The organism is Actinoplanes sp. CA-015351, from assembly GCF_050955685.1.
Classification (GTDB): Bacteria; Actinomycetota; Actinomycetes; order Mycobacteriales; family Micromonosporaceae; genus Actinoplanes.
The window spans coordinates 8,117,556-8,128,878 of the sequence record NZ_CP192102.1 but is presented as its reverse complement, the minus strand read 5'-3'; the positions used below and the strand labels follow the sequence as shown (position 1 = coordinate 8,128,878).

General features: G+C 69.3%; 12 protein-coding genes. 8 read left to right on the top strand and 4 right to left on the bottom strand.

All coding sequences use genetic code 11. The features are described 5' to 3' along the window. The 3 genes from ACQP2E_RS36985 to ACQP2E_RS36975 all read right to left on the bottom strand — a co-directional run bounded on the left by ACQP2E_RS36985 (position 1) and on the right by ACQP2E_RS36975 (position 4,379). Positions 1–3,690: an ATP-binding protein gene (locus tag ACQP2E_RS36985; RefSeq protein WP_433827583.1), complete on the bottom strand. Its 3,690-nt coding sequence runs from the start codon at positions 3,688–3,690 to the stop codon at positions 1–3. A gap of 61 nt (positions 3,691–3,751) precedes the next feature. Beyond that, positions 3,752–4,114, bottom strand: coding sequence for a hypothetical protein (locus ACQP2E_RS36980; RefSeq protein ID WP_111649673.1), 363 nt, complete (start codon positions 4,112–4,114; stop codon positions 3,752–3,754). 1 nt (position 4,115) lies between these two features. Then, positions 4,116–4,379, bottom strand: a complete 264-nt coding sequence (locus tag ACQP2E_RS36975) for a hypothetical protein (protein ID WP_111649674.1) — start codon at positions 4,377–4,379, stop codon at positions 4,116–4,118. A 363-nt stretch (positions 4,380–4,742) separates the two neighbouring features. On the opposite strand from ACQP2E_RS36975, the gene folP reads away from it, so the two are divergent. The 8 genes from folP (at position 4,743) to ACQP2E_RS36935 (ending at position 10,911) form a co-directional block, all read left to right on the top strand. After that, positions 4,743–5,567: a dihydropteroate synthase gene (gene folP / locus ACQP2E_RS36970; RefSeq protein WP_433834230.1), complete on the top strand. Its 825-nt coding sequence runs from the start codon at positions 4,743–4,745 to the stop codon at positions 5,565–5,567. Next, a complete protein-coding gene (folB, locus tag ACQP2E_RS36965) occupies positions 5,564–5,926 on the top strand; it encodes a dihydroneopterin aldolase (RefSeq protein WP_433827582.1) in 363 nt (120 codons plus the stop codon). Before folP ends, folB begins: the two co-directional genes overlap by 4 nt. Further along, on the top strand, positions 5,923–6,450 hold the full coding sequence (gene folK / locus ACQP2E_RS36960; protein ID WP_433827581.1) for a 2-amino-4-hydroxy-6-hydroxymethyldihydropteridine diphosphokinase: 528 nt from the start codon (positions 5,923–5,925) through the stop codon (positions 6,448–6,450). The genes folB and folK overlap by 4 nt, the downstream gene beginning before the upstream one ends. After that, a complete protein-coding gene (locus ACQP2E_RS36955; protein ID WP_433827580.1) occupies positions 6,447–6,965 on the top strand; it encodes a DUF3180 domain-containing protein in 519 nt (172 codons plus the stop codon). Before folK ends, ACQP2E_RS36955 begins: the two co-directional genes overlap by 4 nt. A gap of 126 nt (positions 6,966–7,091) precedes the next feature. Next, a complete protein-coding gene (locus ACQP2E_RS36950) occupies positions 7,092–8,321 on the top strand; it encodes an ABC transporter permease (protein ID WP_433827579.1) in 1,230 nt (409 codons plus the stop codon). Positions 8,322–8,323: 2 nt separating this feature from the next. Further along, on the top strand, positions 8,324–8,617 hold the full coding sequence (locus tag ACQP2E_RS36945) for a hypothetical protein (RefSeq protein WP_433827578.1): 294 nt from the start codon (positions 8,324–8,326) through the stop codon (positions 8,615–8,617). Between the two features lie 44 nt (positions 8,618–8,661). After that, positions 8,662–9,153, top strand: coding sequence for a hypothetical protein (locus ACQP2E_RS36940; protein ID WP_433827577.1), 492 nt, complete (start codon positions 8,662–8,664; stop codon positions 9,151–9,153). 123 nt (positions 9,154–9,276) lie between these two features. Beyond that, the gene (locus tag ACQP2E_RS36935; RefSeq protein WP_433827576.1) at positions 9,277–10,911 is read left to right on the top strand and encodes a hypothetical protein; all 1,635 of its coding nucleotides are present in this window, start codon (positions 9,277–9,279) and stop codon (positions 10,909–10,911) included. Positions 10,912–11,153: 242 nt separating this feature from the next. On the opposite strand, the gene ACQP2E_RS36930 is transcribed toward ACQP2E_RS36935, so the two are convergent. Then, entirely contained in the window at positions 11,154–11,291 is a 138-nt protein-coding gene (locus ACQP2E_RS36930; protein ID WP_433827575.1) for a hypothetical protein, read from the bottom strand. Positions 11,292–11,323 lie beyond the last annotated feature (32 nt).

Here is an 11,323-nt window from a genome sequence, read left to right as displayed (position 1 = left end):
TCAAACCTCCAGGTCGGACGGGAGCGGCACCACCGCTTGGGGTGCCACCCCCGGTGTCGTGTCCAGATGTTCAAGCAGCCCTTCGACGTACGACACGTCGACTCTGACCTTCTGGACCCGCCCGTCTACATCCCGCATCACGAACTCGCGGAAGCCCAGACGGTGCTGGGAGGAGGTGTCCACCTGGGAGAGCGAGGCGAGTGTCGCTTCGTACCCGTCATGAACCGGCACCCGCAGGAGCCGGAGTGCTTCGGAGGCGATCTCCTGGTCTTCGGCGATTCGGCCGACGAAGACGGTGGAGACGAGGTTTTGGACGTCGAGTCCGAGGATGTCCCGCGGGTTCTGTGAGGCGACCAGGGCCGCCAGGTTCCACTTGCGGGAGTCGCGGGCCAGGCGGACCAGGAAGGATCGGCCGGAGCGCCAGCCTTCCATGAAGTGTGCCTCGTCCAGGCCGACCATCTTGCGCGACGACATGGAGCCGCCGTAGCAGCGGCGGACGGCGAGCCGGTGTGCGGTGTGCAGCATCGGCAGGGCCAGGGATTCCTCGGCCGACCAGTACTCCCGCTCGATCTTGAGGTCGGGGAGGCGGAGGCCGGCCATGGTGATGACGGTGAGTGCCGCGTCGGCGCCGAGCAGGTGGGGCGGCGGGTGGCCGAAGAAGAGCAGCGCGAGCGGCATCTCGGCGGTGTCGAGGAGCAGGTTTGCCAGTTCCTTGCCCTCGTCGTCGTCGAGGCTCTGGAGCGTACGCACAACGTCGTCAAGCGTAGAAGTCTCCTCGGCGGGCACCTGCCGGACGGCGTGACGCAGCAGTGTCGCGGTGGACGCTTCCTTGGCGACCTGCGGCGGCACCAGCATCGAGCAGATGTCCTGGACGAGCATGCGGCGCTCGGCCCGGGCGTTGGAGACGGCGATCTCGAATTCCCGGTCGCCGGACGGGCCGGTCGGGAACTCGGAGCGGATCGGGGTCGGAATCAAGGCGTATGGGGCCAGCGTCCCCTGCTCGGAACCGGTCAGGTTCAGCACCCGTGAGTACGGTCGCAGCTCGGGCATCTGGCACAGCCGGGCGAGCGGCCCGGACGGGTCGAGCAGGGTCACCTGGACACCACGGCGGGCGTTCAGGTAGCCGAGCGCGCCCATCAGCGTCGACTTGCCACCACCGGGTTCGGCGACGAACACGCCGAGGCCGGAGCGTTCCCGCACCTCCATCGGGAAGTGCAGGTCGAGGAAGACCGGCCGGCGGCAGGTTCCCGCGGTACGCCCGATCAGGTCACCCCGCCGGTCGCCGACGTTGGAAGCGGCTTGTGGCAGGGCCGCCGCGAGCAGCTTCACCGGCATCCGGCGTACATAACCGGTGTTGGCGATCGGCTCGCCGGGGATGAACTCGCGAGCGAGCTGGTCCTGGCTCTTCGGGTGCTGCAGCGAGATCCGCAGTTCCCGGGAGTAGAGCTGGATGAGCCGCCGTGCGCGTTCCAGGCACTCCTCGCGAGTGGCGCCGCTGACCGCGAGCCGATGCCAGCCGTGCGCACGAGCCGACTCGACCGGCAGCCCGGTGGTCATCTCGTCGCCGATCACGAGGGCGCGCTTGGCGAGGCGTTCCAGCTCGGGCGGTGCGTCGATGCCGTGCTCGGCGTAATCCAGCTGCTGCGAGCGGATCATCCGGAGCCGGTGTTCGAGGTTCTTGAAGGAGCTGTTCGAGCCGAGGATGTCGATCCGCGAGGAGAGTTCCATCGGCCACGGCAGACGCTCGTGGAAGTGCATCCACGGCTCGTGCTTCTCCGGGATCTCCAGCGGCTCCATCCGGCCGACCGAGAGGACGGCGACATGCCGTTCCTCGCCGGTCATCCGGTTGACCAGCTTGACCGTCGAACCGTACGGCGTGCGGTAACGCTCGACCTGTTCGGTGAGCGCGAGCAGGTCGCCGGTCTCCCAGTGGCCGTTGGTCACCGGGGAGAGCAACCCGGGCGGGGCCATGCCGAGCGCCACCGAGCGGTAGAGCAGCCACTCCAGCTCCTGCGGCGTGACCCGGCGCCCGCGCATGCCGAACGCGTTGAGCACCTCGTCGAACTGCTCGACGGTCCGGCCCAGCTTGCGGCGTTCGCCGTCGGAGGTGCCCTTGCCGAACATCCGCAGGATGCGCTCGGAGAACGTGTCGCCGAGCGAGCGGCGCGCGAACGTGACGCCGAGGAACGTCTGCCCCTCGGCATGGTTGACCGAGAGCAGGTGGCGCTGGGCCGCGACCAGGTGATCGGACCACGAGGTGCCGCCGTGCACGTCAGGCAGCGGTTTCGCGGTGAACGAATCGACAGTGCGAGCCCACTCGTCCGCCGGGAATGGCCGGGTGGTCCGGCGCAGGTGCAGACGGAAGCCGGCGAGTCCCGCGTACTGCTCGGAGATGGCGCTGAGCAGCGCCTCGCGTTCCGCGTCGGGCCGGAAGGCCCAGCGCACCTCAGGCAGGTAGTACCACGCCGTCACGGTGCTCTGGGTGAAGGTCAGATGCCCGGCGATCTCACTGATCGCCAGCTCCATCGCCGGGTCGCGGTCGCTGAATTTCAGCTTCTGCGGACGCAGCGCCGCTGCCTTCTCGTCCTTGCGCTGTCTGACCGGATTCGCGGTTTTCTCCCGCTTCGCGGGAGATTTTTCCGGGCGCCGGGCCGGTGCCTTCTCAGGGACGGGTACGGGTAGAGAACTCGCGACCTGAGCCTGAGGGGCCGCCTGCCAGAAAGCCGGGCTGGGAACCGCTTCCACGGCCGCGGGACGCGGCACCTCCGGCGCGGGCGTGACGGCCGCCGGAGCAGCCGTGGACCCGGTTGCCGGCGGCCAGTTGTCGAACTCGCTGAAGTCGAACTCATCCGGCACCGGCTCGGCCCGCTGGGCCGGCTCCTGCGCGAACGACGGCCCGAATGAAGGCTCGAACGACTGATCGAACGACTGATCGAACGACTGGTCGAACGATGGAGGGAACGGCTGCGAGACCGGCTCGGGCTCGGAGTAGTAGTCGGGTTCCGGCCCGGCCGGCGCCCTGGTGAACGGCGCGCCGCTCCACCCCGGCGTCTCCTCCACGGCAGGCGCGGACGGCGTCTCGGCAGCCGGCAGCGGAATCGCGACAGGCGTCTCCGGCGCCACAGCCGGCGGCAGCGGAATGGCGACAGGCGGCCGAGCAACAGACGGCTGAGCAACAGACGGCTGAGCAACAGACGGCTGAGCAACAGACGGCTGAGCAACAGACGGCTGAGCAACGGGCGGCCGAGCAACCTGCGGCTGTGCGATCTGCGGCTTGTCCACCGGCGGAAGTGGTTCTACCGCTGGAGGCAGCTGTTCGGCCGGCGGGGCAACCGGAGTGGCCGCCCGGTCGTTGAACCCGAAGCCACGGTCCGGATCGGAATCCGGCGGTTCCGCGTAAAGATCACTCGCACGGGTACTCCCAGTGCGCGCCGGTGTGGCTGTTCCGCCGAAGAGGTCGAGGAAGGGCGAGTCGATGTCCATGGTGGTGTCGACCCCGGTGCTGCGCGGCCGGACCGGCTGGGGCGCCTGGAAGACGCCGACGCCGCCGTGCCCGGGTGCCGCAACGAGCTCCTCGGAGTTGTCCAGCGAATCGGGCGAGGAGTAATTGTCCGGGTGCACACCGTTACTCTGCCTGTTCGCGGGCGAGGCGTCCGCGCGGGGATGCCCGTGCGGAGGAGTTCCGGTCATGCGCCGACCCAAGTGGTGCGTGCGGCGGCGACAGCCGGTAGTTCGCAAACACTCCAACTGGTCATACCAACTCCTCCCGGACGCGGATGCGAGTGGCGACAAGTCTCGGATCGCGTTGCTCCACGGCGGGCTCGCGTGTGCGGCGCCAGTCGGTGAGCGCGGTGCGGATGACGACGCGGGCCGGCCGGTCCGGGTCGACATGCCGGAACACGTACGACGTCGTGACCATGGCGAGGGCGATCTCCCAGGCCGGGAACGGGTCGAAGTCGAGCGTGATCAGGTAGTGGAGGAACATGAAGAGCGGCACCAGCGCGACGAACATCCCGTACTGCGCGTACGGAAGATGGATGGGCAGCGTGTACCCGGGCGGGCCCAGATAGACCAGGCGCGCCCGGTAGATGTCGTCGTCGGTCCGGAGCCGCATCTCAGTTGAAGATCAGCTTGATGATCGATTCGCCGACGAAGAAGAGCGTGGCCGCCCCGGCGATGAACGCCAGGCCCACGATCGCGATCGCCGAGCTGGTGAGGACCTTCGAGATCTCGCCGCGGCTGGCGCGGCCGATGAAGATCACGCCGAGCACCGCTAGCAGGATCGGTGCGATGTTGCTCGCGAAGAAGGTGACGATTCCTTCGGTGTTGATGCTGCCTGATGGCTCAGCCGCCAGGATGGTGAGCTCGGTGGCGATCATCGGTAAACCTCCCCGTGTCCGGTAAGGGGGGTACGGACACGCTGCAGTTGTGAAGCCGTACGGCAACGCCCATATGGTGCTACCTCGCGCTCACCACGTCGAGTGAGCCGTTCGGGCACTGCCATGCTCGTCTGCTCTCTTCGGTCACTTCATGATGCCCAGATCCGAAGAGTACGGCTCGTACTTGCGAGCAACAAGCGCCCGTTTCGTTACCCAAGGTGAAGGAGCGCGTGAATTTCAGTCACGTGGCATCGTACACCTGTTCGAAAACCTGCTGCCCCGTACCCTCTTGATGTGCCGACTTCGCCGCTGGACGCGCAGCTCACAGGTGCTGAACTGCTCCGCCTGGATCACCCGGTAGTGATGGGCGTCCTCAACGTCACGCCGGACTCTTTCTCTGACGGTGGGAGATACACCGACATCGACGCCGCGGTTCAACACGGCATGTGCCTTTTTCGCGAAGGAGCACACGTCATCGACGTCGGTGGCGAGTCGACCCGGCCTGGAGCGGAGCGTGTGGACGCGCCGACCGAGATCGCTCGCGTCGTTCCGGTGATCCGGAGCTTGTTCGCCGAGGGCGTACCGGTCAGTATCGACACCTCGCGCGCCGCGGTCGCCGAGGCGGCCCTCGAAGCCGGCGCCGTGGTGATCAACGACGTCTCCGGCGGGCTCGCCGATCCGCGGATGGCCTCGGTTGCCGCCGCGGCCGGCTGCCCCTGGATCCTGATGCACTGGCGCGGCCACTCCCGCGAGATGCAGAAGCTCGCGGTCTATTCCGACGTGGTGGCCGAGGTCCGCGACGAACTACGGGAGCGCGCCGACGACGCGATCGCGGCCGGCGTCGACCCGGGCCGGATCATCCTCGACCCGGGTCTCGGCTTCGCGAAGCTCCCGGAGCACAACTGGGCGCTCTCCGCGCACCTCGGCGAGCTGACCGGACTCGGCTTCCCGGTACTTTTCGCGGCCAGCCGCAAGACCTACCTCGGCCGCCTGCTCGCCGGCCCGGACGGCACACCCCGGCCGGTCGGTGGCCGCGAGGCGGCCACTCTCGCCACCTCTTTACTGGCGGTCGCTTCCGGCGCGTGGGGGGTCAGGGTCCACGACGTGGGCGCGACCGCGGACGCGCTCGCGGTCTGGCGCGCCACCGGCTCACCGACATTCATGGGTACGCGTACGGAGGAACGATGACCGGGCGGATCACGCTGACCGGACTGCGCGCACGGGGCAACCACGGCGTCTACGACTTCGAGCGGGAGCAGGGACAGGACTTCGTCGTCGACGTGCGTCTCGACCTGGATCTCGGCCCGGCCGCCCGTTCCGACGACGTGGCCGACACCATTCACTACGGCGAGCTGGCCGGCCGGCTGGTCGAGGTGCTCACCGGTGAGCCGGTCAACCTGCTGGAACGACTTGCCGACCGGCTGCTCGACGTCTGCCTCGCCGACGAGCGGGTGCTGGCCGCCGAGGTGACCGTGCACAAGCCGCAGGCGCCGATCCCGCACGAGTTCGCCGACGTCAGCGTCACCCTGAGCCGGAGCAGCTCGTGACCGAGGCGGTCCTCTCGCTGGGCAGCAACCTCGGCGATCGGCGGGCGCACCTGCTGGCCGCCGTGAACCAGCTCGGCTCGCATGTCACGGCGATCTCCGGCGTCTACGAGACACCACCGTGGGGAGACACGGCGCAGCCCGCGTACCTCAATGTGGTGTTGATCGTGAACGATCGGAGCGCGACCGCGCGCGACTGGCTGGAGCGGGCACAGGCGTGCGAGACGGCCGAAGGCCGGGTCCGTGACCCGGAGCGGCGATTCGGGCCGCGCACGCTCGACGTCGACGTGATCGCGGTACGCCAGAACGACGGCACCCCGGTGATCAGCGACGACGCCGAGCTGACGCTTCCGCACCCGCGCGCCCACCTGCGTGCTTTCGTGCTGCGGCCGTGGTTCGATCTGCGGCCGGACGACGTGCTGCCCGGCCACGGCCCGATCGCCGCATTGCTGGACACGCCGGAGACCACTGCCGACCTCGCCGCGATGAGCCCGCGACCCGATTACTCGCTAGAGTCGATGAAGTGAGCGCCAACCCCCAAGACGGGCGTCGTCCCGACCCGTCCCTGCGACCGACGAGCATCTCGGTTCTCGTGGTGGCCGGCCTGGCCGCCGCTGCCGTGGGCTGGCTGCTGCTCAGCTTCTCCTACTCGCGTCTGCCCTCGCTGCCGTGGACGCCGGCGCTGATCCTGGCGGTCCTCGCGGTCGCCGAGGCGATGCTCGCGCAGAACACCGGCGCGCGCATCCAGCGCAAGCCCGGCGCGCTCCCGGTCGAGCCGCTCGCCGTGGCGCGGTACGTCGCTCTGGCGAAAGCGTCCTCTCTGGTCGGCGCGATCTTCGCGGGTTTCTCCGCCGGTCTGCTCACCTGGCTGCTGCTGGAACCGACGAAGGCGGCCCGCGACGACATCCCGGCCACCGCCGGCGGGCTCGTGGCGGCGCTCGCGCTGATCGGCGCGGCCCTCTGGCTGGAGCGGTCCTGCCGGGTGCCGGAACAGCCCGATCGCGAGGACGACGACTCCGGGCGGCCGACCGAGCGGCGTTGACATCCATCAACGCCACATAGGCTCTGAACTGAGGCCATGTCGTATCCGTATGCTTTGCGGCGGGCGGCTTCTGGCCGGAGTAGCGTGCGCCTCGAACCGCTCGCGGAGGCGTAAGGAGGCGCGGACATGTCTTACGACGAGACCACGTTCCGCCAACAAACCAACCAGACCGAGACGGATCCGGCCGCCTACCGGCGCCGGGTGCAGTACGACGACACGGCCGGCAACACGCTCGACCAGTCGCTGCGCGCACCGGTGACCACCGGCTCGTTCGCCGCGGTGGAGGAGGACGGTCGCGACCGTCTCGGCGTCCACCTCGGCTGGGAAGTGGTGCTGCTGGTCGCCACCGCGGTCATCGGCTTCCTGCTCTTCCGCGAGGACTCGGCCGCGCTCCAGCGTCCGGCCCTCGACTCGCTGCTCGTCACCGGCGCCGCGATCGGTCTGCTCACTCTCGGCGCGGGGCTCAGCCTCCGGGCCGGCGTACCGAACCTCGCGATCGGCCCAATCGCGCTGGCCGCCGCGTTCCAGTTCGCCGAGAACAGTGACAAGGGGCTGCTTCAGGCCCTGGTCCCGGCGCTGATCATCGGTGCGGCCGGCGCGTTGATCGTGGCGGTCGTCGTCGTCACGCTGCACGTGCCCGGCTGGGCCGCGACGCTTGCTGCCGCGCTCGGCGTGATCGTCTACTCCCAGCTGCGCGTCGCGCCGGTCGTGGTGCAGGGCGACTGGGACCCCACCGGGCAGGCCTTCCTCCTCTTCGGCGGCTTCGCGCTGCTGGCCCTGCTCGGCGGCGGCCTCGGCGCGATCGGCCCGATCCGGCGCTGGGTCGGCGGCTTCCGGCCGTACGGCGACGCGGCCCGCCGTGGCAGCGCCAAGACCGCGGTTCCGGTGGTCATCGCGCTGCTGCTCTCCACGCTCTTCGCGGTCGGCGCCGGCTCGATCCTGGCCGCCGGCTCGGCCGACCCGGTCGTACCCGGCACCGGCCTGGAGTGGACCGGCATCGGACTCGGCCTGGCGCTGCTCGGCGGCACCAGCGCGTACGGACGGCGCGGCGGGATCTTCGGCACGCTGTTCGCGGTGACCGCAATGACGCTCTTCCTCGACTACGAGGACCTCCGCGAGCTCGACATCGCGCTGTTCGCGATCGCCGCGAGCGTCTTCGCAGCCGGCCTGATCGTCACCCGGCTCGTCGAGACGTACGGCCGGCCGCTTCCGGCCGGCACCGGCGAGGAGTGGAACGCCGCCGCCAGCAACGGCACCTGGTCGCCGGACCGGCCGGAGACCTGGAACCAGCCCGGCAACCCGCAGCCGGCGCCCAGCGACCGCTGGGACGACGGCCCGTGGGGTCAGACGCGCTGATTATGCTGTTGGTCATGACCTCGCCGACCTTTGCTGAACTGGACGCCCTGCCTACCGAGGTGCTGAGGGAACGGGCTTTCGCCCTCGCCCGGGAACGCCACGACGTCAAGTTCTACTGGTCGGTGCTGCGGCACCTGCCGGACGCCGACGAGGCCGCCTCGCTGGACGGCGCGCTCAACTCGATCGGGCCGACCGTCGACGAGGCGGTCGCGCTCTGGCGTGAGTTCGAGGGCCGCGACCTCGGCGAGGCGGAACCGCTGCTGCGAGCCGCATTCATCGACTACCTGAGCAAGTGACGTTCATCGTTTGAGAGCCTGGCCCCGCTGGGAATAGCGGGGCCATGGCTCTCGGGAATCGATACAAGACCGCACCGGGTGCGGGCACACTCGCCGCGCTGATACTCGTCCTCGTCTTCGGTAGCCCCTGGTACAGCGACTGGGCTCTGGAGAACACCAACCCTGACACGGCAGGCGGCTGGTGGCTCCGGCTGCTCGCCTGGCCGCACTGGAGCTTCGACACCGACGACTCGCTGCGCGACGTGATCGTCGGCGACCTCAAGGCGATCCTGCTCGTGGTGCTGACCGCGCTCTTCCTCTACCTGCTGCCCGGCTCCCAGCTGGCCCGGGCCCGAGGCACGATCAGCCAGTTCTTCGCCGGCTGGGCCTCGTACATCTTCGCGGGCGGTTTCGCCGCTCTCCTCACCACCCTGTTCCTCAGCAACCCCTCCCTGCTCGGCGCGTTCCAGGCGGCCGGTTCCGGCGCCAGTTACGGCCTCTTCGTGGGCTGGATCATCGGTCTCGCCACCCTCGGCGGCTGGCGCGGCACCCGGTAGTGCTTCCGGCTGGCTTCCGCCCAAACGGAAACCAGCCGGATCGCCCGGTGGTCATGGGTCATTTGTGCCGTTCGACTGCTCGGCCGTTTTTATTGGGGCGCACTCTCGGTAACATCTGCGCCCATGCCGGAACGCGACCCGCAAGCGGGACCCAGCGCGAAGCTGCTCCGTGGCCTCCTCTGGGGCGGAGTGGTCCTCGCGCCGCTGGCGGCCGCAGTGGTACTGATCGGTGGCGGCAACACCTCGATCCGTTTCGCCCTGCTGCTGATCGCCGTGAGCGTGGTGCTGGTCGGCGCATCAGTGCTGATCCGCGCTGATCCGGTGCTGCTCAGGATGGATGTCGAGGACCGCGTCGCCCAGGAGGTGGAGAACCTCCGCAAGCAGATGCGGTCCGAATTCGCCGCCTATGCGGCGGCTCCGGCAGTCTCGGAGGCGCCTCGCCCGCCGCTGACCCCGCGCAATCCGGGCGGCCGAGCTCAGGTCGCGGTCACCCCACCGGATGCCGGTTACGCTCCGCAGTCGGCTTATGACAATTCCGGGTACGAGTCTGAGGCTGGGCCGGTCTACGGCGGTGCCGTCCAGTCCTACGACGATGGGCAGTCTTACGACGGTGCTCAGTCTTATGACGGTGCTCAGTCTTATGACGGTGCTCAGTCTTATGACGACTCTTATGACGGTTCTTATGACGAGGTGCCGGCTTACGACGGTTTCGAGCAGAGCGAATACGGTTCTCGTGGCCCGGCGGCCGGCTCGGCCGGTCCGGTCTCTCCGGCCCGGATGCCCGGCGGCGCGCCCGCGGGCCGTGCTTCGGCCTCGGTGCCCTCTGGATCGGTGCCCTCTGGATCGGCGTCCGTGCCTTCCGGTTCCGCCTCGGTGGTCCGCTCAGCAGCGGTAACCGGCCCGCCCCCGGGCGCTCCTGTCCCTGGCCCGCGCATGCCGGGTGCTCCGATGAGTGGGGCTCCTCTGCACGGCGGGCCGATGAACGGGCCCGGCCCGAACACCATGCCGCCCGGCCCGGTTCCGCGCCCTCGTGGTGGCGCCGCTGTCCCGCCGCCCGGCCCTGGAGGCCCTGCTCGGGCGGCCGCCTCAGTCCCACCCGGCCCACCGCGCGCCGCCGCCTCAGTCCCACCCGGTCCGATGCAGGCCGGTCCGATGCAGGCCGGTCCCATGCAGGCCGGTCCCATGCAGGCCGGTCCCATGCAGGCCGGTCCGATTCCGCAGGGGCCGCACTCGTCGGGTCCACTGCCGCAGTCCGGTCCCATGTCGTCCGGTCCTATACCTCCGCCCGGCCCACCCCGTGCGGCGGCCGCTGTCCGCCCCGGGACCCAGTACGGCCGCCCGGAATCCCCGAACGACGACTTCGGCGCGGCCAGCGGTTACGCCGGCGCCAACGAGTACGGCGGCCACACCGGCTACGAAGAGCAGGCGTACGACGGCCAGGGCTACGACGGCCGGGACTACGAGGACCAGGGCTACGACGGCCAGGGCTATGACGGCCAGAGTTACGACGGCCAGGGCTATGACGGCCAGAGTTACGACGGCCAGGGTTATCAGGACCCGGCCTACCAGGACCCGGCCTACACGGACCAGGGCTATTCGGATCAGGGCTACCCGGATCAGGGCTACCCGGATCAGGGTTACGAGGACCAGCCGTCCGGCGAATACAAGGCCCGCCGCCACCGTCCGTCCGCGAACGACACGAACGTCGGTTCCTTGGAGGACTTCGCGAATTACGGCGGCTACAACACCGACCGCTGAAGTAGCCCGGCCGTAGTTCATCCGGTTCTCAGCGCCGATCTTGGCAAGCGGCGGCTGTCCTCGCTGCCCCGGGTCGCCCCGCGCTGCCCCGCCCCGTGCTGCCTCGTGCTGCCCGTGCTGCCTCGTGCTGCCCGTGCTGCCCCGGGCCGCGCCGGGCCGCGCCGACTCGATCTTGTGGACTTCTCCGCAGACGTGGCTGCACAACTCCACAAGATCGAACAGGCCTAGCCGATCTTGCGGAGTTACGCACAAACGGTTCGCCGAACTCCACAAGATCGGCGAAGCACCAGCACCAGCACCAGCACCAGCACCAGCACCAGCACCAGCACCAGCACCAGCACCACGCTCGCCACGCTCACCACGCCGGAACTGTGAAGCACACGTTCACCACGGTCGGAACTGTGAAGCACGC

What these genes read in the sequence shown, in the direction of transcription:
- ACQP2E_RS36985 (WP_433827583.1), bottom strand. Translation starts at nt 3,690, where the DNA reads ATGACCGGAACTCCTCCGCACGGGCATCCCCGCGCGGACGCCTCGCCC.
- ACQP2E_RS36980 (WP_111649673.1), bottom strand. Translation starts at nt 4,114, where the DNA reads ATGCGGCTCCGGACCGACGACGACATCTACCGGGCGCGCCTGGTCTAT.
- ACQP2E_RS36975 (WP_111649674.1), bottom strand. Translation starts at nt 4,379, where the DNA reads ATGATCGCCACCGAGCTCACCATCCTGGCGGCTGAGCCATCAGGCAGC.
- folP (WP_433834230.1), top strand. Translation starts at nt 4,743, where the DNA reads ATGGGCGTCCTCAACGTCACGCCGGACTCTTTCTCTGACGGTGGGAGA.
- folB (WP_433827582.1), top strand. Translation starts at nt 5,564, where the DNA reads ATGACCGGGCGGATCACGCTGACCGGACTGCGCGCACGGGGCAACCAC.
- ACQP2E_RS36950 (WP_433827579.1), top strand. Translation starts at nt 7,092, where the DNA reads ATGTCTTACGACGAGACCACGTTCCGCCAACAAACCAACCAGACCGAG.
- ACQP2E_RS36945 (WP_433827578.1), top strand. Translation starts at nt 8,324, where the DNA reads ATGCTGTTGGTCATGACCTCGCCGACCTTTGCTGAACTGGACGCCCTG.
- ACQP2E_RS36940 (WP_433827577.1), top strand. Translation starts at nt 8,662, where the DNA reads ATGGCTCTCGGGAATCGATACAAGACCGCACCGGGTGCGGGCACACTC.
- ACQP2E_RS36935 (WP_433827576.1), top strand. Translation starts at nt 9,277, where the DNA reads ATGCCGGAACGCGACCCGCAAGCGGGACCCAGCGCGAAGCTGCTCCGT.